Source organism: Candidatus Omnitrophota bacterium (genome assembly GCA_041650805.1).
Taxonomy (GTDB): Bacteria; Omnitrophota; Gorgyraeia; order 2-01-FULL-45-10; family 2-01-FULL-45-10; genus JBAZKM01.
The window spans coordinates 63,605-86,881 of sequence record JBAZKM010000003.1 but is presented as its reverse complement, the minus strand read 5'-3'; the positions used below and the strand labels follow the sequence as shown (position 1 = coordinate 86,881).

Below are 23,277 nucleotides of genomic sequence, written 5' to 3'. Positions count from 1 at the left end.
CTTCATCCTCCCTTTCTTTACTTTTAGCTTTCAGCTTTTTTTGCTGATAGCTGACAGCTGAAAGCTGACAGCTTAAATACTTATCAAATGGCCCAGCTTCTCCTTCTTCGCCCTGAGATACCGCTTATTCGTCCTGGAAGGCGGCACCTGAATGGAGACGCGTTCAACGATCTCAAGACCATGACCTTCCAACCCGACGACCTTCTTCGGATTGTTCGTAAGGAGCCGTATCTTCTTTAACCCCAGGTCGGCCAGTATCTGAGCCCCTATACCGTAATCCCTGAGGTCCGGCTTAAAGCCGAGCGCCTTATTGGCCTCCACGGTATCGAGCCCGCCGTCCTGCAATTCATACGCCTTAAGCTTATTCGCGAGCCCTATACCTCGGCCTTCCTGCCTCATATAAAGTATGACGCCGCCCCGGGACAGGCCGATCACTTTCATCGCCCTATGGAGCTGTTCGCCGCAGTCGCACCTTTTGGACCCGAAGACATCCCCGGTCAGGCATTCCGAATGTACCCTTACGAGCGCCCCGTTCTTATCCGGCCTGCCCTTTACCAGGGCAAGGTGATGATACCTGTCGAGCACCGATTCATAAACATAGACCCTGAACTTCCCGAAATCCGTCGGGATCACCGTCTCGGCTACCCTCTTTATGAGCTTCTCCGATCTCCTCCTGTATTCTATAAGGTCCGCGATAGCGCATATCTTGAGGCCGTGCGTCCTGGAGAACCTCAGAAGGTCGGGCGTCCTCGCCATAGTGCCGTCATCTTTCATTATCTCGCATATGACGCCGACCGGATAGAGCCCCGCAAGCTTCAAAAGGTCGACGCAGGCCTCGGTGTGGCCGGCGCGCACGAGCACCCCGCCTTCGTTAGCCCTGAGCGGGAATAGATGACCCGGCCTTATGAGGTCGCCCGGGACGGTCCGTGGGTTTGCCAGCATATTTATGGTGAGGGCCCTATCGTGAGAAGAGATGCCCGTCGTCACTCCGCGCCCGGCATCGCAAGATATGGCCCATCCCGTCCTGTAAGTATCGAATGTCTTTGTCGCCATCGGATGGAGGTCCAGCTCATCGAGACGCCGCGCCTCCATAGGGACGCATATAAGGCCGCGGCCATGGGTAGCCATGAAGGCGATGTCTGCGGGTTTGGTCAGGCAACCCGCCATTATGAGGTCGCCCTCGTTCTCGCGGTCCTCATCGTCGATCACGATGACCTGCCTGCCCTTCTTCAGGTCTTCCAATATCTCTTTTATTGAATTAAATTTCATAAAATAAAAACCCCGATCTCTTTCTTCGGGGTTCATCTTCCACCGTGGACTGTGGACCGTCGACTGTGGACTTATCTTCTCTTCTACCATCCCGACTATTCCGCCTTCGCTCAAATGCTTTCGCGTTTGAGCTTCGGCGGATCCACCGAAGCAAATCTCCCTTGAATAGCGAAAACTGCGTAGGTGGAACGGTCGGCACTTGAATTTCACAAGTTCTGTCCCGTTATATACGGGAGTCGCGGGCTTTACCGCCGGTTGAGGAATTTCGCCTCACCCCGAAGATCGCAAGTATCATACACCAGACGGTCAGCCCTGTCAACCCTTTTATTGGAATTGACGTAGCTATGAATAAGTCGCACATGCCCGGGATGCTTGACAGCTCTATGGTATTATGTTAATATTACAAGGTATATATAAGGAGGTTCACTATGAAGAAGGTCATGATAACGTTTGTAACCGCATTATTCTCCGTCTCCATGCTCTTATCCGCCCATGCGGCCGATACGAAGGATGAGGCATCGAAACCCGCCGCCGCTCAGGCCATGCCGGCTATCCCGCAAGGCATGCCGCCCGGGATGCCACGGCCGAATTTTACCGTGCTATTCGGCGCCCTGACGAAGATAGATACCTCTGACCCGGCCAAACCTGTGCTCGAAGTAAAGAATGAGCGGGACAATAAGGTCCATTCGGTCGAACTGACGCCGACTACGGGAGTGGCAAAGATAACGGATATCTCGGAGCTTAAACCCGGCGATACGGTAAGGATCATGGCCAGGAGCTCCGACGGCAAAGAGACGGCTCTCAATGTGGCCTTCGGTAAGGTCAAGGCGCCTGTGATGGGGCAGCCTTCTTCCCTTCCTCCGGGCCAGGGTGTCATACGCAACCCCGCCCCGTCCGCAGCGCCTCAAAAAGCGGCAGATGGGAAAACGGCCGAATAATAGCGCATTTAACGCAAGGCCGTGGTGCGAAGACGCGCCACGGCCGAGTTTTTATAAAATATGGAAAAAGAGAAGAACTTAAAACAGGAACTGGAACGGCTTGAGTGGGAGTTCGCGCTCCTCTACGAGGTCTCCAACGCCATGAGGACCACCCTTAAGCTCGACCAGATATTCTATATAATCCTCACGGCCCTCACTTCCCATGAGGGGCTCGGATTCAACCGCGCCATGCTCTTCCTTGTTAACGAGAAAGAGAATGTCCTTGAAGGCGTAATGGGCATAGGGCCGCACTCGGCCGATGAGGCAGGAAAGATCTGGCACGCGATATCTCAGCGCAGGATGACGCTCGACGACTTCATAGCTGCATATGACGGTTTCAAGAGCGACAGGGAATCGAAGCTGAACTCCATAGTAAAGGGCATAAAGATACCGCTCAGGGAAGATATGGGGATACTCGCCCTCACCATACTCGAAGGCATGCCTTTCGAGATAATAACCGAAGAGGCGAAGTCCAGGGTGGACCCTGACCTGCGGAAGATGCTGAACACCGACTACTTCGTGACGATACCGTTGAGGGCAAAGGACAAGGTGCTCGGCGCGATACTCGTAGACAACGTCTTCAATAAAAAGCCGATAACCAAATCCGATGTCGAAATGCTCACGATGTTCGCTAACCACACAGGGCTTGCCATAGAGAATTCCCGGCTGTACGAAGAGACCGTGTACCTCTCGAATATAGATTGGCTGACCAAGCTCTGGAACTACGGAAAGTTCCAGCATGTCCTTTCGGTAGAGATGGAACGCGCCAAACTTAATGACACCGTCATCAGCATGGTGATGCTCGACATAGACAACTTCAAGAATTATAACGATACCCTCGGCCACATGCGCGGCGACCATGCCCTGCGGAAGATCGCGGAAGTGCTGCAGGGCAAATCGAGGAAGTGCGACACGGTGGCCCGGTACGGCGGCGAGGAGTTCGCGATCGTAATGCCGAGCACATCGAAAGAGAACGCGCGCCTCTTCGCCGAGAGGATAAGGAGTGAAGTGGAAAAACTCTATGCGGACGATGAGACCATAAAGGACATTTCGAAGCGTCTCACCATAAGCGCAGGGGTTGCGGCTTACCCGGAAGACGCCCTGACGAAAGATGAGCTGATATCACGCGCCGATATGGCGCTCTATGAGGCAAAACGCACCGGTAAGAACAAGGTCTGTCTCTATTCTTCCGCTATGGTTTAGGCAGGTCAATACCGATATTTAAGAGGGGGCCCCTACGCTCTCGCCTTCCTTGGCCCTCTTCTTCTCATCCAGTAACTTAACCGATACTATCTTCGAGACGCCCCTCTCCTGCATGGTGATGCCATACATCACGTCGGCAAGCTCGATGGTGCGCTTGTTGTGGGTGATTATGATGAACTGCGATATCTTGAGAAAATCCTTCAGGACATTGGAGAACCTGAGGACGTTCGATTCGTCCAGGGGCGCGTCTATCTCGTCCAGGACGCAGAACGGGCTCGGCTTGACCTTGAATATAGAGAAGAGGAGCGCTATGGCCGTAAGCGCCTTCTCTCCGCCCGAGAGCAGCATGATGTTCTGTAGCTTCTTTCCCGGCGGCCTCACTATGATCTCGATGCCGGACTCCAGCACATCCTGCTCGTCTATCAACACCAGCTCCGCCTGGCCGCCGCCGAAGAGGAGCCGGAAGAAATTTTTGAACTCCACCCGTATCTTCTGGAACGCATCCATAAAAAGTTCCCTGGTGGTCTTATTTATCTTCTGGATCGCCTTCAGCAATGATTCCTTCGCGTTCACCAGGTCCTCCTGCTGGTGGACCAGGAAAGAGTGGCGTTCCTCCAATTCCTTATGCTCCTCTATGGCGACAAGGTTGACGGGGCCCATCCTGTCCAGGCGTTCTTTCAGCTCCGACACCTGCGCCCTTAACGCGTCGCGGTCTATCGTCTCTTCGGGTTCCGCGTGGACCGTCTCCAGGTCCGTCTTATATGCCTGCTGTATGCGCTCGCGCAGGTTCGTCTTTTTGTAATTTATCTCCGTGAGCTTCACGTCAAGATCGCGCGCCTGGTTGCGCATGGCCTCGAGCTCGCTCTCTTTCTCCTTGAGTTGAAGCTCATCGATGCTCATCTTGTCGACCGCCTCCGACCTGGACCTCTCGACCACCGCGGACTCATCGTCCAGCAGCCTGAGATCGTTGACCATCGTGCCGTTCTGCGCACCAAGAGAAGCGATCTCCTCTTCCAGGGAGATGATCTTCGCGCCGGCATCCCTCAAGAGCCCCTCCCTGGCGGATAAGGTCGCCTTCAACTCCGCCAGGAACGACTCGGACCTTTCGGCATTTATCCTTGCGCTCTCCTCTTCCCTGTCATACGACTGCGTCTCCGTCCTGAGGGTGGCCATCTCCAGGATGAGCTGTTCACGCTTCGACCTCTTATCGCTTATCAGGACCTGCGACTCTTCCGCGAATAGCTGCGCGCGTGACATCTCTGCCTCGGTGTCGTTCAGCTCCTTATTAAGCGCCTCGCCTTTCGTCGTAAGCTCATCGACCGCCTGCCTGACCTCATCAAGTTCAAGGTCGACCACGGAGAGCTCGTCATTGAACTTCCTGACGCTCTCTTCCTGGGCATCTTTCCTGACCTTTATATTGGAAAGGGTTATCTCTTCGGCATGCGCCCGGTCCCCGATAGACCTCAGTTCGCTCTCGAGGGCAGCGAAACGCGACCGCTTATCGAGCACGGATCCCGTAAGCGCCGCGACGGACTCCTCCGCGGACACCGCTTCCCGTTTCAGCGCCTCGAGGCGGTCTTTGCGCCCTATCAGGAGGGATTCGTCCCTCTCCGCCGCGCTGCCGCCGGATATCTTTCCGTTCTTGAACATCAAACCGGACTTTGTGACGAGGGCGAACTGTCCCGACACGACGTCCGGCTTTATGGCATCATCCAACGATTCGGTAAGGTAAGCGCCCCCGAAGAAATAATCGACCAGCGCGCCGAACCTCTCGTCGACTTTTATAAATTTTTCGAACGGCACCGCACCCGGCGATACGTCCGGAAGCGCCCGGTCTTTACGCATCCTCCCCAGCGTCTGGAGCGATATGAACGTCGCCTTGCCCGAATTGCTCTCTTTGAGGTACCCGATCGCGTTCTTTATATCGTCATCCTTTTCCGCCACGATGAGCTGGGCATCCTCTCCCAGGAACGTGCTGACCGCCTCCTCGTAACCTCTCTCCACTTTTATAAGATCGGCCAGGACCCCGTGAAGCCCGCCGAACGAGGACCTCTCTTCCCTCATCTTCACAAGCAGGTTCTTGACACCTGACTTGAAGCCTTCGAACCTGTTGACCAGGTCTTCCAGGAACTCTATCTTTGACCTGATGGCGGTCTTCCTGTTCTCCTCCTTTGCGATCGCTTCCTCCGCGCACTTCAATTCCGAGGCCAGCGCCTCCGAGACCTTCGTCTTCGTTTCAAGGTCGGACCTTAAGTCCGCCACCCTCTTCCGGGCCTCTTCGAATTCGATCCCGATGGCCTCCGATATCCTGCCGACCGCTTCCAGGTCTTTCTGCACCGTCTCCTTCTCTATATTCAACCGGCGCTCGCGGACCTTCCTGTTCTGTACGTCCGCCCCCAGTTTGATCAGCTCATTCTTTATGCGTGTCTCCCTGGCCAGATGATCGACCGTGCTCACCTTGCACACCTTGAGCTTCTCTTCGCTCTCCTCTATATCTCTATTGAGGTCCTTCAGTGTGCGGTCCTTCTCCTCCAGCGATGCCTGCCGCGCCGTCCTCTCCGACGCCACCCTCTCAAACTCCGCTTTCAATCCTGCGGCCGAGGCCTCTTCCTGCGATATCTTCTCCCTCAAACCCTCTACCTCTTTCGTAAGCGTGCATTCGGATGAACGCGACTCTTCTATCCTCTCCCTGTCTATCTCCATCTTGTGGGCATTCATATCTACGGCCCCGGAGAGCGACGAACGCCTGTCCCTGAGGGCGAATATCTTCTTATTGACCTCTTCGAGCGCCTGCCTGTAATCGGCGATCTTTGCGTTGATCGCGGCGATATCCGCGCTATAGTCCTTCTCGCGTTCCCTCAGGTCCTGGCTCTCAAGCGCATGCGTCCTCTCGCCGGTCTTGAGGTCTTTATATTCCAGACAGGATATCCTGACCTCCATATCTTTCAGTTTTTCAAAATCCTCTTTATAACGCTCGGCCTTGCGGGCCTGCCGTTCGATGGAGGTTATCTGACGCTTGACTTCCTGGATGATGTCGTTTATGCGGAGCAGGTTCTGCTCGGTCTGCTCGAGTTTCCGGAGGGCCTCTCTCTTCTTCGACTTGTACTTCGTTATCCCGCTCGCCTCCTCGAATACATACCTGCGGTCTTCCGGCTTTGAACTGAGCACGAGGTCCATCTTACCCTGCTCGATTATGGAGTAGCTCTCCGCGCCTATGCCGGTGCCCATCAGGAGCTCCGATATGTCCTTGAGGCGTACGGGGGTCTTATTGAGCAGGTATTCGTTCTCTCCGGAGCGGAAGACCCTGCGGCTTATGGTGACTTCGTCGTAATCTATGGGGAGGATACGTTTTTCGTTGGACAGGGTGAGGGATACTTCGGCAAAATTTATCGGCTCTTTATTGTCGGTGCCGTTGAAGATGACGTCCTCCATCTTGGAGGCGCGCAGGCTCTTCGTGGACTGTTCGCCGAGTACCCATCTGATGGAATCGGCTATATTCGACTTACCGCAGCCGTTCGGACCGACTATTGCCGTGACGCCGGGTTCAAAATTGAGCTTTGTCTTTTCGGCAAACGACTTAAACCCTATCAGCTCTAGTGCCTTAAAGTGCATGATCTGTGTATAATTTATTGATAAATAGTATAATTAAGCCAAAAAGATATAAATTAACGGCATAAATACTAAAGCGTACTAAAGTATACCACACGATCGCTCAAAAATCAAGGAATCGGCCGTTTTGACATGTCCTTTATCATTAACCGCCATTTTATTATCAGGTATACGGGCATCTTCAAAAATATACATAAGAGAGGGGCCCTTGCCGACATGAACGCTATAGCGCGATTCACCATCTTAAGATGGGGCATCGAGTAATCGAAGACCAGTCCGTTCCTGGTGACCGACACGATCCTTCCCCTGATCTTATCTTCCGGTATCGATTCGCTGCTTTTGCCGGCGGAGTTGTCCGATTTCAGGAAATATATCTTTTTGTCTCCGACGGTCTCTATACCTATGACCCTGTGCCCCGCGAAACGGACCTCATCCGGGCTGCAGGTATCCGCTATGGCTATATCACCGATCTCTATCCTGCCGCATCCCGATCGCAGCGTAAGGATATCACCCCCTTTTATAAAAGGCCACATGCACCATCCGGATGACGGTAATGTGACAGGCCTCCCTTCTTCCAGGGTATTCAGGTATATCTCTTTAACGACCTTTGAGTATCTCATGCGAGAGACGTCCCGCCTTCCTGAGCCATACTTTTGCCGTGCCTGATAAGGCATGCGGATTGCCCCTGTCGGACGCCAGGATCATCCTGAATTCCCTTTCCGCATCCCCCAGCCTTCCCTCAGTTCCCAGGTACAACGGTCCATAATTATTATCCCTGGCGCCGTATGTTCCGTCGAGCGCTACGCTGGATCGATAATGCCTTTTTGCCTCAGCGCGCGACCCCAGCTCCGCATAGCACCTGAATAAGAGGAAATGTATATGCGCCATGAATTTCTCATTCAGGGACCGGTCCATCTTTATACCGTCAGCCTTCTTCGCGAGTCCGAGCAGGATATTTATAGAGCCACTGAAATCCTCTTTATGAAATGCCTGAACGGCCCTGCTCCTCTCCGAGAGCGCGTCCACGAAAGGGCTTTTTGCATCATTAAGAAGCGCCGACACCTCATCCCCCAGGAATTTATATATGATAGGGGTATAGCCGCCGTTCACGGAATAGGATACGGTCACACATAACGGCTCTATCCTTTTGCGGCCTAATTCCGCGACGAACCGGTCCGGCCAAAGCCATGGTATCCTCTTCCCGATACAGGTCCGCGGGTCGGACCGTCTTATGGTATCGGTCGTCAGGTAGTCGGTGTCTATATCGATCAGCGCATTGTCTATGCCCCGGGGCAGGTCCTCGATAGTGGTGACGACAAGGTCCCTGTTATATATCTTCGTCGTCAGGATCCCACCGGAATATGCCGCCTCTCCGGCCGGGGACGCCCCTCTTGAAGATATTCGCCGCAAAATATCCTTTACCTTTTCCAGGGACCTGTCAAGTTCGCCGCGGTCCCCGGGTATTATCCAGTAAAAGTCGCTGACGATGCCGTCCCTCATCGCCGAATATATATAGTTCCCCGGATCTATCGGGTCCCTCTCGCCCCTGCACCGCTCTTTAAACCTGAGGTAAGTTTCGAACCGTCTCTTCAGGCCTTCTTTGGTATCGGCGGTCATGACCGATTCGATCGGAGGATCTAATTCAAGATCTATGTGCGCATCAAAATGGAGGAGGACGGCATTCCTCATACCCAGGCCTCTCCAGAAATAATATGCCTCGTGGTGATCTTCCACCGTCTTTATCGGGATCTTCACAGGTACCCCAGAGCGGCAAGCTTTGCCCTCACATCCTCATCATCGCTATCCGGGTATATCTCTCTACGCTGTCGCGCCGTTGCGGCGGCGCCATGCCTGACATCCTTTTTACGCGCTTCGGAGCTATCGCTGAAGATCTCCTTTAAGACCCTCCCGTCCATATCTGCCGGGATGGGTATACCGAGGATATGGAGTATGGTCGGGGCTATATCGGTGATGCCGGCGTTCGATATGCGGCCATTTTTTATATCTTCTCCCTCGACAAATAATATTCCGTCTATATGATGAAAACCGTACCCTTTTACCGTCTTTTTAAATACTCTGGCATCCCGGTCAAATTTTCCGTCGAGTGCCGTCTCCATTCCCTCGGTCAGCAAGAATATGTCTGGGGCCGGATCCGTGCCGAAAGGACCCGGCGCGTACACCTCTTCTTTTTTCAACACATGCTCAAATAACTTTTTGCCTGTCAGGGGATGGTTTAACCTGCTCAGTTCTTTTATGAGATATTCTCTCATGGGTCGGTATTCATCCGCTCCGACTATCCCCCGATCGTCTCTCTTTTTCAGATTTATCCTCACCCCGTAAGAGGTGAACGACTGCAGATACGCCCTCGACTTTGAATAATCGGTATTCAATATAAACTTAAATTTTTTGAACTTATATTTCCTGCCGCGTCTTCGTTCAGCGGCATCGTCCCGTATCTTTTTCAAGACCTTGCGCAGCCTCTTTCTGGTATCCTGATACGGGATATCTATCTTTTTGTCCAGGAACCCCTTGGAACACAGCCATTCGTTTATGTTGAAGGCATAGGGGACCGAGGTAAAACCGTGATCGGAGATTATCAGCTTCAAGGTCTCCGGCCCGGCGAACCGGAAGAGCATCCCCACCGCTTCATCGAGTTTTTCATATACCTTATGTACCTTTCCTTTATCACCCCAGAACGAATGGCCGGCGTGATCGGCCGACATGAATACGGCCACGAATAAGTCCCATTCCTCTTCTGCCATAAGCTGCCGGCAAAGCCGTATGTTCCTGTCTACGCCTTCCGTCAACTCTCGAAAATTTTTAGCTATTTTTTCTGCCGATATCCTCTTTGCCTCTATTTTACTTATCACCTTCCGGTCAACCCTGTTCCGGGCGTTGTCGTGGCGATGGACTTCGTTCAATTCCGCGGGCGCCTTTTTAATAAATCCGTTCTTCTTCAGGTATCCGTATAACGACCTGGGATATGCACAATTTTTCCCGCTGGGTGAAAATTCCCTTGCGATTATGCACCCGTTTATCTCTTCAGGAGGATAGGTAAACGGCACATCGATGACGATACTTCTCTTCCCGTTCTCCGTCAATATCCTCCATAACGACTTTGCCTTCGCGAACGTCCTGTTCACGTTCGTCTGCTTCTCCGGATCCCCCTCATACAGCGTGAAATCATACAGGCCGTGCTTTGAAGGGTCCTTGCCTGTCGCGAAACTGGTCCATGCGCATGGGGTTACGGGCGGGATGGTGCTCTTCAGGACTCCGTACGAACCTTCTCTCATCAACCGGGAAAAGTTCGGCAACCTCCCATTATCGGCAAGCGGCTTAATAATATCTAATGTCGCACCGTCAAGCCCTATCACAAGAACCTTTTTCTTCATCATGACCTCTCGGCCTCTCTCCTGGCCAATTCGCAGAAATAGGGCACCGGCGTCCCTTCATCACCCGTTTCGAGCTTTGCCCTTCCCGGGCAGGAATAGCAAAGGCGGCGTATTTCGCACCTTTCGCATTCGGATGGCTTTGAAAAACCCCCGGTCTTTACATATCCGTACAGTGCCCTCATGCCGTCTTTCAGGTCACCCTTCGATAGATCATAAGACGGCTCCCTGAGATGCGCGCATAAGGAGAGCCGGCCCACAGGGTCTATATTCCATTGCCACTTCCCTGCAGGGCAAGAGAATAACGTATTCTTCTCCCGGTCCCGTGTCCCGGGGTCTGCCTTATCTAAATATCCTGCGCCGCAATACGCACCGGCTGCGGGCCCGCTCCTCACAAGATCGTCTATTTCGACCCTGTGTTTACAAGGGGCGCTATCACCGTCCAGTCGGGCGGATATTATCGCGCTACTCATTACATCGCATCCGAAAGACCTGCCCAGATCAGAGAGTATATCCATCTCATGCATATTCTCTCTGAGTACCATCGCCTTTATCCTGAGCGGAAGCCGGGCATCCGTTATCTTCTTCATATTGGCCATCACCCTGCTGAAGGAACCCTTGACCTGCGATACGCGTTCATACGTCTCAGGCGTGGCGCCGTTTACCGTCACCTCGATGACAAACGGCGGGATATCTATGAACTTTTTCAATACTACATCGTCCAGAGAGGCAAGGCTTGTAAAGACGGTCACCACAAACCCCTTCCTCCTGGCATACTCATATATATCAGGAAAATCGGACCTTACCAGAGGGTCACCGCCGGTAAGACAGAGCCATAGGCACCCGGCGTCATATAGCTTATCCATCATATCCTTTACGCCGTCCGCGGATAACTCCTTATCTTCTGACCCCGGGTTGTTGTAGCAGTCGGAATAGCAGTGTATGCAATGGAGCGGACATCTGTAGGTAAGCTCCATCTGTATCGAGATGGGACGGGCGGCGTGGTCTTCGTGAAATACGGCGCTCCAACTTCTGTACTGTCGAGTCCTGATCATCCCGCCCTCGCGCTATCTTCATACTTTTCTTTTCCGGCGCGCGCCGACTCTTTGAGATGGTCGGTACACCCGAAGATATCTCCCGAGTTGAGGTAGGCCATGGCGGGACACTTTGCGCACCATCTCTCATATTCGCACGAAGCGCATCTCCATCCTTCAGGCGGCCTTATATCGTCTACAAACCTTTTTATCTTATCCCACCCCTCTTCAACTGTGCTGCCGCGTATAGAGTATGCGGGTTGGGGTAAGATGAGACATGGTTTTATCTCGCCGTAAGGGTTGATACATATAGTCGTATTGCCCGCCATGCAGTTGAAGAGACGGCCATCATCGCGTGTCGTCCGGGCCGGATACCGTTTAGCTTCTTTTCTGATACGCGTCTTCAAAAGATGCGGCTTTAAGGGCTTTGCCCGGCACAGCAGGTTGAGCCTGTTTTTGATATCCAGACATTCTTCTGAGGTGAGCCTGAAGAACGTTGGTTTTTTATCAAGGTCCAGCCGCGGGATCACAGAAGGCGAGAATCCGAAAGACGCGCCCAGGCGCCTGGCCATCTCGAATATATCCGCCAGTTCCTCCATATTCGTCTTCATCGCACATGCCTTAAGCACAGGCACTATGCCTTTTAGCCTGAGCGCCATTACGCCGGAGACGACCTTATCATAACTCCCCTCTACCTGTGTTATCGAATCAAACGTCTCTCTACTGGAGCCGAGAAACGATATATCTACATCGGATATACCGATATCCCTGAGCATGCCGGCCGTCCGGTCCGTTATGAGGGAACCGTTTGTCATAAGCATGGTATGAAGACCTCTTCTCCTCGAGTGCAGCAATATGTCCGTTATATCGGGCCTGGTGAATATCTCGCCTCCGGTGAAGACGATCTGGATGGTGCCCATCCGGGCAAGCTGGTCCAGGACGGAGAATACCTCTTCTCTCGACAACTCGTCTTCCCCATTTGCGGCATTATAACAGTGCACACACCTGTGATTGCACCTGTATGTGAGCTCAAAGAACGCCTTGAGGGGTCTGCGCGCCTTCCTGTTGGATACGCATAATCTCCGCATGAATTTAAGATATCTTATATTTTTCATACTCTCTGGGATACGTCAAACCGCCCTTTTTGCGCCTTCTTTGCGCGCGCCAATTCGCAAAAGTACGGCACCGCCGCGTCTTCGTCTCCTGTCTCAAGGAATGCGCGCGGCGGGCAGTGATGGCAGAACTCCCTTGCATCACAACTTATGCATTCTGAGCCTGCCCTGTATTTCTCTCTGCGGATATGCGCGATCGCGCCGTTCATTATGCCCGATACGGAAGACCTGCGCAGGTCGCCGGAATATTTGTCCGTCAGATGGCAGAACCTCAACCTCCCATAAGGCGTTATATATAGATGCGTAAGGTGCGCATTACAATGGTACTTGCGTGCCGGGTATTTTATGATATCCTTCCATGCCCCGAACTCTTCTTCCCTCTGGGCGCTCATTTCGGCATCCAAACCCTCTATCCCGGCTATCTCGCGTGCGGAAAGCCGGTGGTCACAGGGAGTCCTCTCTCCGTCCAGGCGCGGCGTCACAAAAGAGTCGAATTTGAATCTCTTCTTCCCCAATAACTCTTCGGTGAACTTTTTTATAGCGACTATCTCGCCCTTGTTCTGCCTGAGACCGTTGGATTTCAAGACGAGAGGGAGCCGCTTACAAGACACTTTATGTATAGCATCCATCACCTTCTCAAAGGACCCCTCGACCCCGGTGATCGATTCATACGTATCTTTCGTTATGCCGTTCAATGTTATTTCTATCGAATGGGGAGGTTTCTCGGCAAGGTGTCGTATGAGCCGGTCGGTGAGCAATGACCCGTTCGTGAATAATGTTATTAAAAAACCTTTCGACCTCGCAAGATCGTATATCTCCGTGAAGTCGTCCCTTAGGAGCGGCTCGCCGCCGGTTATCTCCAGGTATAGTACACCGGAGCGGTGAAGTTTCGTTAATATCTCCTTCCATTCCGGCAGGCCCAGTTCACCGTTTTTTTCCGACCCTTTACAGTAACAATGCACGCACTGAAGATTGCATCTGTAGGTGAGCTCTATCTGCGCATGGACAGGCCTGCACAAACCTGCCTTTCTTGATAAGAGCAGGGTATCCATGAAACTCCTGTGAGGGGCCGTCTTTATCACAAACTACTCTATCGCCTTTATCTCTTTCATGTCTCTAATGAACTCTTTAAGGTCTTCCTCGAGCCGGTGGGGATCCACCTTGTATGAGGCCGACATCTTTCTATTTATATCGGTGATCGTATTCTTGCCGTCTACCATATTCCATATATCCCGGGCCGTCCTGTTCAGCGTGTACATCTCGTTTATATCCTTGCTCGTCCTGTAGACCGGTACCAGTATCATCTCATTATCTATCTCTCGCGACACTATATCCGGGTTCTTCCTGTATATCTTATTCCATTCCATCTTCATCCTCCACTTCTATCAATTTGCGTATGGTCCCCGTTACGCTGCCGTCCCTGACAAACCCGAGGCGATAACAACGGGATGACTTCACCAACTCCTTAAACAAAGATATTACAAAGTCCAGGTCCTCCTTGTCCCAGAATACCGGGAAACTGTTCCTGAATAAGTACGATACGGCTTCGGCATCCGGGACCCTCCTCGCTATATTATCCTTCTCGTGATAGATGAAGAATATCCTGTCTATCCTTACCCGCTCTTCCGCATCGATGTCGCAACGGCCGGCAAAATCACCCGCCCAAGGGGCGTTGCAAAAGTCGATCACGCCTTCATCCTGGATCAGTATGGCCCTGTCGTCATTAAGCACCCGCGCGCCGGCGTTCTCATGGAAGATCCTTGAGATCGTGCTCTTGCCAGCGCCGGACGGACCCATATAGAGATGTGTCTCGCCGAATGCCTTTATGCACGCGGAATGGACCAGAATGCCTACTCTTTTTTTCACCAAATATTCTATAATGAATGACTGGAAAAGACGGCCTCTGGTATCCCCCATGATGCGCCTGCCCAGTATCACCCCTTCCGGCGGCATTTTACACACAATGCTCTTCGCCATAGCTTTCCGCTTTGCCCGCCTATCCATCCTCTGCGCCTTCTCTTCTTCCGTCATGCGCGCCTCTCTTATCCCGCGGGCCGCCGCCTCTTCCTCCCCGGTCATCTCCGCATTTACATATATCGTCCCGCGCCTCATATCGGGGCCTATCACTGCCGCGCGGTCGACCCTGCCGGGGAGACGTGTCTCCATATACTCTATAAGGGTATTCCCGTTCCATTTTGAGCGGACCCATTCTTCTCCGCCCCGGAAGAGTACCTCTCTCCCGCAGAATGACGGCATCGGACCATACTTTATATCGAATACGATATCCTCTTCCCTGGTGCCTGAGTACAAAAAATTTTTTAACCCCATGTTGTCTGATGGGTCATACAGCGGTACGGGGTCATCACACCTAAAACGGATGATATTCCCGGCTACATTTATTTTAAAATCTATCATTTTCGGAAGGCCTGTTATGTGGCGCCGCTTCCGAGTTCGCGCGAAGTGGCATTGGAAAACTTTCCCGCTCCTCTTGGGGTCACTCTACAAGTATAAAGAGTCCCGCCGTTAAAATAGCAAAAGTTCTTTGCTAAATTAAGGAACGTACCGCCCACCCTGCATGCCGTCAGAACCGCCTGTGTGTGATCAAGCTGTATCCTTGTGATCACCGGTTTTACATATCTTCTTTTCGGACCGCTTGGCATATCATCTCCTCCCTTTTTTGCCGTTACTTTGCGACATCTGTTATATAGATATCTTCACTTCACCACGATGCCGCAGGCGGCTATCACGCTATCCTTCTCCAGGACGAACCTGCCCAGGTTCTCATCTTCACAAAATCGCCTTACCAGTACCGGCCTTTCCGTCTTTATGATGACCCTCGCCATATCGAGGCATCTGAGCCGCGGGCTTTTGCCGAGTTCCTCGAGCGTAGAAGAATCGAACCTATTAAATATCTTTCCGATAGAGGCGCGCATCTCCTGGGTGGAGCAGCGCAGGGCGAGACGCTCTCCGACCGTTATATCCCTGTCGAATAAAAGGATGTCCGCTTCAAAGCGCCTCCGTAGACCGGGGCGGCCGGCCGCGTCACAGAGTATATCGCCGCGTTTCGGCGGATGCCTGGCGGCGAGGTCCAACCCTATCGATTCGCCCGTTCCGGCGTCATCCCTTCTCTCCAGGAAGCGCTCTATGGATATCACCTTTCCATTGCCCTTCCCGGGCAATATCCTGACATCGCGCCCTTTCCTGATGACCCCGGAGTCCACCCTGCCCACGACGATATCCTTTCCGTCTATACGATAATTATCCTGGACGCACATAACAAAATTTTGCGGATCGACGCGCGGGGAGATATCCATAGAATCGACGGCTTCGATAAGCGACGGCCCTTTATACCACCTGCATCTCTTCGACCTCTTGAGGATATTCTCGCCCTTCAGGGCGCTTATCGGTATGAAGAGATGCGCCTTCAACCCTACCCTGGAGAGTAAACGTTCGGTCTCTTTCTGCAAAAGAGAGAAACGGTCCTTCTCATAATTTACCGTGTCCATCTTATTTATCGCCACTATGACCTTCCGTATGCCGAGAAAGGAGAGTATCGAGGCATGGCGCCTCGTCTGCTCTTTCAGACCTTCGTTCACATCTACGACGAGCACCCCTATACGCGCATAGGAGGCGCCGGTGATCATGCTCTTTATGAACTCCCTGTGGCCGGGCGCGTCTATTATCGTATAGGTACGCCGTTTCGTCCTGAATGACACCTGCGTCGTATCGACCGTCATATCCTTCTCCCTCTCCTCCCTGAAACAGTCGAGGAAATGGGCAAAGACGTCCTTCTCCAGAGAAGCACCCAGGACGTCCCGTATCCTGTCCTTAGGCAGGGACTTCGTGTCGTAAAGGATCCTCCCGATGAGGGTGGATTTGCCGTGGTCGACGTGGCCTGTTATGACAAATGCGAGGGTCGTATCTTTTTTCATCTCACATATACCCGAGAGATCTGAGCTTCTCCATCATGTAGACCTCTTCTTTATCCTGCGCCCTGCCGGACCTCTCAGAGACATCGGTCGTCCGCAGTTCTTTCACTATCCTGTCTATGGTATCCGCGTCGGAGTCCACGGGGGCGCAGCAGCACTCACACCCTATGCTGCGGTAACGCCTGCCGTCCTTTGCAAGATATAATGACGTTATGGGGATATCCTCTTTCCGTATATACTCCCAGATATCGATCTCGCGCCACCCCAGTAGAGGGTGGACCCTTATATGCTCTTCCCCTGTGACCGCTGTCTTATAATGGTCCCACATCTCCGCCGGCTGGTCGAGATAGTTCCATTTAAAATCGGTATCGCGGGGGCTGAAGATCCTCTCCTTACCCCTTATACCGTGCTCATCTCTCCGGATGGCCAGGTATAGCGCCCTGAAGCCGTGCCGGGCGATGGCGATCTTAAGGGCGTTCGTCTTACGCTCCGTGCAACAGGCGAATTTGTTCCTGCCGGGCGAGACCCCTTTTCTCATCGCCTCTTCGTTCTTCGCGACTATGAGGTCGAGGCCCCACGCTCTTCGGAACCTGTCCCTGAAGTCGTATATCTCTTTGAATTTATATCCGGTATCGATATGGAGGACGGGGAACGGGACCTTGCCGAAGAATGCCTTCCTGGCGAGCCACAGCAGGGTCGTGGAATCTTTGCCTATCGACCACAGGAGCGCCATATTCCTGAACTTCTGGTAGGCCTCCCGTATGATGAATATGGTGTCGTTCTCTAATTTTTCCAGATAGGTCATAATTATGGTATATAAACAATGATATTATAACATAGCGAACGGGCAATGGTAGCAAATTTTACTGGTCCTGTGTGCTTCCCCTCTCGTGTTGGGTATCTCCTTATGGACAAATTTTTACGGGTCCTGCCGCTCCCTCGCCTTTTGTTTCTATAGGGCATTCAACGCTCTCGAGGCGTACCAATGACAGATCGTGGATCCTAGGCGCCGTAGTGCCCTATACTCCAAAAGGCTCGGTCGCGTCATACTAAAATTTCCTCTGTGAAATTTTAGTATTTTAATAGCCCATAGATTATCCCAAATTTTTCCTTTATAAAAATTTGGGGTCACCCGTAAAAATTTGGGGTCACCCGTAAAAATTTTAGGATCTATTTTTTGAGGATCTTACTGAATTCTTTGGTGAGGGCCGGGACTACTTCGAAGATGTCGCCGACGATGCCGTAGGTGGCGACCTTGAAGATGGGCGCGTCGGGGTCCTTATTGATGGCGACTATGACCTTCGACGACTGCATGCCGATGAGGTGCTGGATCTGACCGCTTATGCCGCATGCGATATAGAGCTTCGGGCAGACCGTCTTCCCCGTCTGTCCGACCTGGTGAGAATACGGTATCCAATTCGCGTCTACCGCGCTGCGGGAGGCGCCGACCGCCGCGCCGAGCACTTTCGCCAGGTCCCTGACGACCGAGAAGTTGTCCGGGTTTGCCAGGCCGCGTCCGCCCGAGACGATGATGTCGGCCTCCGCGAGGTTGACCGTCTCCTCTATCTCTTCGACTATATCGAGAAGTTTTGTTCGCGACCTGAGGAGATCTTCGCCGTACGTCTTTTTGACCACTTCAGCCTTGCGCGATCTATCGACCTCGGCTTCTTTCATGACCTTGTGCCTCACCGTCGACATCTGCGGCCTGTGGTTCGGCGTGATGATGGTGGCCATTATATTCCCGCCGAATGCCGGCCGGGTCTGGAGGAGGAGCCGTTCTTTAGTATCGATATCGAGCCCGGTGCAGTCGGCCGTGAGACCCGCATTGACCCTGACCGCGACCCTCGATATGAGGCTTCTGCCGATAGTCGTCGCCCCGCACAGAAGGACTTCCGGCTTATACTCCTTAACCAGATCGACCAGGACGTTCGTATACGGGTCGTCCTGGTATGATGCGAGCGCCGGGGCGTCGACCATGTAGACCTTATCAGCCCCGCGCGATGCGAGCTCATCCGCCTTCCCGCCTATGCCGCTTCCGAGTATCACGGCGCAGAGCTTACCGCCCAGCTTGCCCACGAGCTTCTTCCCTTCGCCGAGGAGCTCGAACGATATCGTCTGTATGACACCTTTCTTCTGCTCGCAGAATACCCATACGTCCTTATATGCGCTGAGATCCTTTTTGACAGATGCGCCCTTTTCGAGGATGATCGCCTGGAATTTACAGGAATCGACGCACGCGCCGCAGAGCGTGCACTTGGCGAGGTCTATAACGGCCTTCTTATCTGCCATCTGTATCGCGCCGAACGGACATACGCGCGTGCATAGCGTGCACCCCGTGCACTTCTCGAGGATGACCTTTATGGAACCGCTGCTCATATGACTATATCCTTGAGTAGCCCTGCGACCCTGGATGCGATCTCACCGGCGTCCCCCTTAAGGACTTCTCCGCCTTTACGAGGAGGCGGGGTGAATATCTTGACGACACGCGTAGGCGAACCGTCAAGCCCTATGCTCTTCGGATCGCATTTTATGTCGTCGGCCGTCCACTTCGTTATCTTAGCCGACTTCGCCTTCATCATGCCCTTGAGGGACGGGAGGCGCGGCGTATTTATCTCTTTCACGACGGTCATGAGGCAGGGGAGCGGTGTCTCTATGACATCATATCCCTCTTCGGTCATCCTCTCGACCTTCGCCTTATTGCCGGATATGTCCTCCACCTTCTTGACGTAGGTCACCTGAGGTATGTCGAGGTGGGTCGATATGCCAGGCCCTACCTGGGCCGTGTCTCCGTCGGACGCCTGTTTGCCGCATAGTATCAGGTCGAACGTCCCTATCTTTTTTATGGAACAGGCGAGCGTGTAACTCGTGGCCCACGTATCGGAACCGGCGAACTTCCGGTCGCTCACCAGGATAGCTTCGTCGCAGCCGAGCGATATCGCCTCCTTAAGCGCGCTCTCCGCCTGCGGCGGACCCATCGTGACGACCGTGACCTTGCCGCCGAACCGTTCCTTCAATAGGACGGCCTCCTCTATCGCGTATGTGTCGAAGGGATTGATGACGCTCTCCACGCCTTCGCGTATAAGCGTATTCTTGACCGGATCGATCCTGACATCGGTCGTATTCGGGACCTGTTTTATGCAGACGATGATATGCACCGCTAGTAGCTCCTACCCCTTCATACTCTCCTTGATAAGATGCGAGGCGATGACGTTCCGCTGGATCTGGTTCGTGCCCTCATATATCTGCGTGATCTTCGCGTCCCTCATGAACTTCTCTACGGGATAGTCCCTCATATAACCGTACCCGCCGAAGATCTGGACCGCGTCGACCGTCACCTTCATGGCTACGTCGCTGGCGTAGAGTTTGGCCATCGCCGACTCCTTGGCCACGCTCTTGGCGCCGGAGTCGACCATCCTGGCGGTGGAATATACAAGCGCCCTCGCCGCCTCTATCTGGGTCGCCATGTCGGCAAGCATGTGCTGTATGGCCTGGAAGCTCGATATCGGCTGGCCGAACTGTATCCTCTTCCTTGCGTAATCTATAGCAAGGTCATAGGCCCCCTGGGCTATGCCCAGGGCCTGCGCCGCAACTCCCGGGCGGGAGTTGTCGAACGTCTTCATGGCCACTATGAAGCCCATCCCCTCTTTTCCCAGTATATTCTCTTTCGGGATCCTGCAATCGGTGAATATGACCTCGCGCGTGGCGGATGCCCTTATCCCCAATTTCTTCTCCTTCTTACCGAAGTCGAGCCCCTTGGTGCCCTTCTCCACTATGAAAGCGCTCGCCCCCCGCGCGCCCTTGGCCTTATCGGTGATGGCTATTACGGTATATACCTCGGCCTCGCCGCCGTTCGTGATCCATTGCTTCGTCCCGTTCAGGAGATAGTGGTCGCCGTCTTTACGCGCCGTCGTCCTTATGCTACCGGCGTCGGACCCCGCCTCGGCCTCCGTTATGCAGAATGCCGCAAGTTTCTTCCCTTTGGCTATGTCCGGGAGGTACTTCTTCTTCTGCTCTTCGTTCCCGTATAATAGGATCGGGTATGTCCCGAGCGCCGTCCCGGCAAAACCGAGCGCCATGGCGCCGCACGCCCTCGAAAGCTCCTCGGTCGCGAGGCAAAGCTCCATCACGCCGCCGCCCAGTCCGCCGTATGCCTCGGGTATATAGATACCGAATATGTCGCTCCCCGAAAGGACCTTCATGATCTCCCAGGCGAACTCCTCCGACTCGTCATATTTGGCGGCTAACGGTTTCATCTTATCGCACGCGATCTGGCGGGCCAGGTCCCGTATCATGATCTGTTGTTCGGTCAAGAGATAATCCATATTCGTCTCCTTTGGTAAAAATTTTAGCGTATAGCGGATAGCGTTTAGCGTTCAGTTTTTGCTTCTCTATACGCTATCCGCTAAACGTTATACGCTGATCACGTGAATTTACGTACTACAAGGGTCGCGTTATGGCCCCCGAAGCCGAGCGCGTTGGACATGGCGACCTTTATCTTGAGACCGCGGGGCTTATTTGGCACATAGTCGAGATCGCATTCGGGGTCCGGCGTCTCGTAGTTTATCGTTGGGGGGGCTATCTCATTCTTTATGGCAAGGGCACAGACGATCATCTCCGCCCCTCCCGCTGCCCCAAGGAGGTGCCCCATGACCGATTTAGTGGAACTTACCGCCAATTTCCCGGCATGATCGCCGAATACCTTCTTTATGGCCAGCGTCTCTATCCTGTCGTTATACAAAGTGGATGTCCCGTGGGCGTTTATATAGGTGACGTCAGACGGTTTTACGGAGGCATCCTTCAGGGAAGCGGCCATGCATCTCACGCCGCCGTTGCCTTCAGGGTCGGGGGCCGTCATGTGATAAGCGTCCCCGCTCGTGCCGTAACCGATCATTTCACAATATATACGGGCGTTTCTCTTCAGGGCGTGTTCCATCTCTTCCAGCATGACGACACCTGAGCCTTCGCCCATCACAAAACCGTCCCGGTTCTTGTCGAAAGGCCTGGATGCCCTTTCGGGCGTATCGTTATAGGCGGTCGAAAGGGCCTTCAGGGCGCAGAAACCGCCGAAACCCATGGGGGTGGTAGCCGCCTCGGTCCCCCCGCATACCATGGCATCCGCCTCATCTCTCTGGATGATCCTGAACGCATCCCCTATCGCGTGATTCCCGGTGGCGCACGCCGTTGCCACGGTCGAATTGGGGCCTTTAAGGCCGAGCGTTATCGATACCTGGCCTGCGGCCATATTTACGATAAGCATGGGGATAAGGAACGGCGACATCCTGCCCGGGCCCTTCTCCGGACCCAGGGCTATGTACTGTGTATGTTCCCGTTCGATGGTATGCAGGCCGCCTATACCGGACCCTACCAGGACACCGATCCTTGTAAGGTCTTCCCCGGACAGGTCCATACCGGCATCGGCCACCGCATTTTTGGCGGCCGCTACCGCGAAGAGGGTAAAGCGGTCCATCCTCTTAAGGTCCTTTGCGGAGACATAGCGGGACGGATCGAAATTCTTTACCTCTGCGGCTACTTTGGAGGGAAAATATGTGGGGTCAAAACACGAGAGGCGTTTTACGCCGCTCTTTCCTTCGAGAAGGGATGTCCAGAATTCTTCAAGGGTGTTTCCTATGGGAGATATGACACCGAGGCCCGTGACTACTACACGTCTTTTTTTAGACATCATTGATCTGTTATTTGCCGGCCTTCTCGTCAATATATCTCAGAGAGTCACCGACTGTAGTCAGCTTCTCGGCGTCCTCATCGGGTATCTCTATGCCGAACTCTTCTTCTAAAGCCATGACGAGCTCTACAGTGTCCAGCGAATCCGCGCCCAGATCATCGACGAACTTCGCATTATCGGTCACTTCTTCTTTCTTCACGCCAAGTTGATCCGCTATAATCTGCCTGATCTTGTCATGAGAGACTTCCATTGTACCTCCTTTTTTTATATCCCCTTTTACCTAACTCACATCACCATGCCGCCGTCAACCTGAACGACCTGTCCGGTAATATAGGCGGAATCATCGCTTGCCAGGAACAGGGCGAGGTCTGCCACATCCTCAGCCGTTCCGAAATTGCCGAGCGGGATCAGCTTCTGCATCTCGCTCTTAACGTTATCGGGGAGTTTAGCCGTCATATCCGTCTGTATGAACCCGGGGGCTATGGCATTCGCCCTTACGTTGCGCGAGGCAAGCTCTCTGGCCACCGTCTTAGTCAGGGCTATGAGCCCGCCTTTCGAAGCGGCATAGTTCGCCTGGCCTGCGTTCCCCATTATACCTATTATAGACGCTATATTGACTATCCGGCCGTTCCGCTGCTTCATCATTATCTTTGAAACGGCCTTGGTGCAGTTGAAAGCGCCTTTTAGATTCACATCGAGGACAAGATCCCAGTCGGATTCCGACATCCTGACCAGGAGAGAGTCCCTTGTGATGCCGGCATTGTTAACAAGTATATCGATTTTTTTAAATTTGTCAAGGGTTTTATGAACGAAGGATTCTACGTCCTGGCCCTTGGTCACGTCTACGACGCCCGTGAGGGCCTTCCGGCCCTTCGCCTCTATCTCCGCCTGGGCCGTCTTCAGGCTCTCTTCGTTGACATCGCAGATGGCTATATCCGCGCCCTCAGCCGCAAAGGCAAGCGCTATCGTTTTGCCTATCCCGCGGCCGCCCCCCGTTATCATCGCTACACTGTCTTTAAATCTCATTTTGTATCCTTAACAAACTTTAGCATATTCTATCCATATTTGACCGCTT

At 53.3% G+C, this 23,277-nt stretch carries 20 protein-coding genes; 2 read left to right on the top strand and 18 right to left on the bottom strand.

The genetic code is table 11. The features are described 5' to 3' along the window. Positions 1-72: 72 nt before the first annotated feature. On the bottom strand, positions 73-1,269 hold the full coding sequence (locus tag WC515_03045) for a bifunctional 3,4-dihydroxy-2-butanone-4-phosphate synthase/GTP cyclohydrolase II (GenBank protein ID MFA5146340.1): 1,197 nt from the start codon (positions 1,267-1,269) through the stop codon (positions 73-75). 428 nt (positions 1,270-1,697) lie between these two features. On the opposite strand from WC515_03045, the gene WC515_03040 reads away from it, so the two are divergent. After that, positions 1,698-2,207, top strand: a complete 510-nt coding sequence (locus WC515_03040; protein MFA5146339.1) for a hypothetical protein — start codon at positions 1,698-1,700, stop codon at positions 2,205-2,207. A gap of 60 nt (positions 2,208-2,267) precedes the next feature. Then, entirely contained in the window at positions 2,268-3,449 is a 1,182-nt protein-coding gene (locus WC515_03035; protein ID MFA5146338.1) for a diguanylate cyclase, read from the top strand. An 18-nt stretch (positions 3,450-3,467) separates the two neighbouring features. Here WC515_03035 and smc read toward each other — a convergent pair whose 3' ends face one another. The 17 genes from smc to fabG form a co-directional block, all read right to left on the bottom strand. Next, complete coding sequence (gene smc / locus WC515_03030) at positions 3,468-7,061, bottom strand: chromosome segregation protein SMC (protein ID MFA5146337.1); 3,594 nt, start codon at positions 7,059-7,061, stop codon at positions 3,468-3,470. A 107-nt stretch (positions 7,062-7,168) separates the two neighbouring features. Continuing rightward, the gene (locus WC515_03025; protein MFA5146336.1) at positions 7,169-7,678 is read right to left on the bottom strand and encodes a S24/S26 family peptidase; all 510 of its coding nucleotides are present in this window, start codon (positions 7,676-7,678) and stop codon (positions 7,169-7,171) included. Further along, complete coding sequence (locus WC515_03020; protein ID MFA5146335.1) at positions 7,656-8,813, bottom strand: UPF0489 family protein; 1,158 nt, start codon at positions 8,811-8,813, stop codon at positions 7,656-7,658. The genes WC515_03025 and WC515_03020 overlap by 23 nt, the downstream gene beginning before the upstream one ends. Continuing rightward, positions 8,810-10,453, bottom strand: coding sequence for an alkaline phosphatase family protein (locus tag WC515_03015; GenBank protein ID MFA5146334.1), 1,644 nt, complete (start codon positions 10,451-10,453; stop codon positions 8,810-8,812). The genes WC515_03020 and WC515_03015 overlap by 4 nt, the downstream gene beginning before the upstream one ends. Next, positions 10,450-11,502 carry a radical SAM protein gene (locus tag WC515_03010; protein MFA5146333.1) on the bottom strand — a complete coding sequence of 351 codons (1,053 nt, stop codon included), beginning with the start codon at positions 11,500-11,502 and terminating at the stop codon, positions 10,450-10,452. Before WC515_03010 ends, WC515_03015 begins: the two co-directional genes overlap by 4 nt. Continuing rightward, complete coding sequence (locus tag WC515_03005; GenBank protein MFA5146332.1) at positions 11,499-12,596, bottom strand: radical SAM protein; 1,098 nt, start codon at positions 12,594-12,596, stop codon at positions 11,499-11,501. The genes WC515_03010 and WC515_03005 overlap by 4 nt, the downstream gene beginning before the upstream one ends. Then, positions 12,593-13,675 (bottom strand): radical SAM protein, encoded by a 1,083-nt coding sequence (locus WC515_03000; protein MFA5146331.1) that lies wholly within the window; start codon positions 13,673-13,675, stop codon positions 12,593-12,595. Before WC515_03000 ends, WC515_03005 begins: the two co-directional genes overlap by 4 nt. Positions 13,676-13,678: 3 nt before the next feature. Then, on the bottom strand, positions 13,679-13,966 hold the full coding sequence (locus tag WC515_02995) for a PqqD family protein (GenBank protein MFA5146330.1): 288 nt from the start codon (positions 13,964-13,966) through the stop codon (positions 13,679-13,681). Next, entirely contained in the window at positions 13,947-15,008 is a 1,062-nt protein-coding gene (locus WC515_02990; GenBank protein ID MFA5146329.1) for a hypothetical protein, read from the bottom strand. The genes WC515_02995 and WC515_02990 overlap by 20 nt, the downstream gene beginning before the upstream one ends. Before the next feature lie 299 nt (positions 15,009-15,307). Beyond that, positions 15,308-16,525: a GTP-binding protein gene (locus WC515_02985; GenBank protein ID MFA5146328.1), complete on the bottom strand. Its 1,218-nt coding sequence runs from the start codon at positions 16,523-16,525 to the stop codon at positions 15,308-15,310. A gap of 1 nt (position 16,526) precedes the next feature. Further along, positions 16,527-17,327: a sulfate adenylyltransferase subunit CysD gene (cysD, locus tag WC515_02980; GenBank protein MFA5146327.1), complete on the bottom strand. Its 801-nt coding sequence runs from the start codon at positions 17,325-17,327 to the stop codon at positions 16,527-16,529. A gap of 365 nt (positions 17,328-17,692) precedes the next feature. Continuing rightward, on the bottom strand, positions 17,693-18,898 hold the full coding sequence (locus tag WC515_02975) for an electron transfer flavoprotein subunit alpha (protein MFA5146326.1): 1,206 nt from the start codon (positions 18,896-18,898) through the stop codon (positions 17,693-17,695). Next, the gene (locus WC515_02970) at positions 18,895-19,677 is read right to left on the bottom strand and encodes an electron transfer flavoprotein subunit beta/FixA family protein (protein ID MFA5146325.1); all 783 of its coding nucleotides are present in this window, start codon (positions 19,675-19,677) and stop codon (positions 18,895-18,897) included. The genes WC515_02975 and WC515_02970 overlap by 4 nt, the downstream gene beginning before the upstream one ends. A 12-nt stretch (positions 19,678-19,689) precedes the next feature. Then, positions 19,690-20,844: an acyl-CoA dehydrogenase family protein gene (locus WC515_02965; GenBank protein ID MFA5146324.1), complete on the bottom strand. Its 1,155-nt coding sequence runs from the start codon at positions 20,842-20,844 to the stop codon at positions 19,690-19,692. Between the two features lie 98 nt (positions 20,845-20,942). Further along, positions 20,943-22,205, bottom strand: a complete 1,263-nt coding sequence (fabF, locus tag WC515_02960) for a beta-ketoacyl-ACP synthase II (protein ID MFA5146323.1) — start codon at positions 22,203-22,205, stop codon at positions 20,943-20,945. Between the two features lie 7 nt (positions 22,206-22,212). After that, on the bottom strand, positions 22,213-22,452 hold the full coding sequence (gene acpP, locus WC515_02955; GenBank protein MFA5146322.1) for an acyl carrier protein: 240 nt from the start codon (positions 22,450-22,452) through the stop codon (positions 22,213-22,215). A gap of 35 nt (positions 22,453-22,487) precedes the next feature. Next, positions 22,488-23,228, bottom strand: coding sequence for a 3-oxoacyl-[acyl-carrier-protein] reductase (fabG, locus tag WC515_02950; protein ID MFA5146321.1), 741 nt, complete (start codon positions 23,226-23,228; stop codon positions 22,488-22,490). Positions 23,229-23,277: the final 49 nt, after the last annotated feature.

Bases quoted from the DNA above. Each gene is read 5' to 3' on its own strand.
- WC515_02965 (MFA5146324.1), bottom strand. From the start codon at position 20,844: ATGGATTATCTCTTGACCGAACAACAGATCATGATACGGGACCTGGCC.
- cysD (MFA5146327.1), bottom strand. From the start codon at position 17,327: ATGACCTATCTGGAAAAATTAGAGAACGACACCATATTCATCATACGG.
- fabF (MFA5146323.1), bottom strand. From the start codon at position 22,205: ATGATGTCTAAAAAAAGACGTGTAGTAGTCACGGGCCTCGGTGTCATA.
- WC515_03010 (MFA5146333.1), bottom strand. From the start codon at position 11,502: ATGATCAGGACTCGACAGTACAGAAGTTGGAGCGCCGTATTTCACGAA.
- WC515_02995 (MFA5146330.1), bottom strand. From the start codon at position 13,966: ATGAAGATGGAATGGAATAAGATATACAGGAAGAACCCGGATATAGTG.
- WC515_02985 (MFA5146328.1), bottom strand. From the start codon at position 16,525: ATGAAAAAAGATACGACCCTCGCATTTGTCATAACAGGCCACGTCGAC.
- fabG (MFA5146321.1), bottom strand. From the start codon at position 23,228: ATGAGATTTAAAGACAGTGTAGCGATGATAACGGGGGGCGGCCGCGGG.
- WC515_03015 (MFA5146334.1), bottom strand. From the start codon at position 10,453: ATGATGAAGAAAAAGGTTCTTGTGATAGGGCTTGACGGTGCGACATTA.
- WC515_03045 (MFA5146340.1), bottom strand. From the start codon at position 1,269: ATGAAATTTAATTCAATAAAAGAGATATTGGAAGACCTGAAGAAGGGC.
- WC515_02975 (MFA5146326.1), bottom strand. From the start codon at position 18,898: ATGAGCAGCGGTTCCATAAAGGTCATCCTCGAGAAGTGCACGGGGTGC.
- WC515_03035 (MFA5146338.1), top strand. From the start codon at position 2,268: ATGGAAAAAGAGAAGAACTTAAAACAGGAACTGGAACGGCTTGAGTGG.
- WC515_03005 (MFA5146332.1), bottom strand. From the start codon at position 12,596: ATGAAAAATATAAGATATCTTAAATTCATGCGGAGATTATGCGTATCC.
- WC515_03025 (MFA5146336.1), bottom strand. From the start codon at position 7,678: ATGAGATACTCAAAGGTCGTTAAAGAGATATACCTGAATACCCTGGAA.
- acpP (MFA5146322.1), bottom strand. From the start codon at position 22,452: ATGGAAGTCTCTCATGACAAGATCAGGCAGATTATAGCGGATCAACTT.
- smc (MFA5146337.1), bottom strand. From the start codon at position 7,061: ATGCACTTTAAGGCACTAGAGCTGATAGGGTTTAAGTCGTTTGCCGAA.
- WC515_03040 (MFA5146339.1), top strand. From the start codon at position 1,698: ATGAAGAAGGTCATGATAACGTTTGTAACCGCATTATTCTCCGTCTCC.
- WC515_02990 (MFA5146329.1), bottom strand. From the start codon at position 15,008: ATGATAGATTTTAAAATAAATGTAGCCGGGAATATCATCCGTTTTAGG.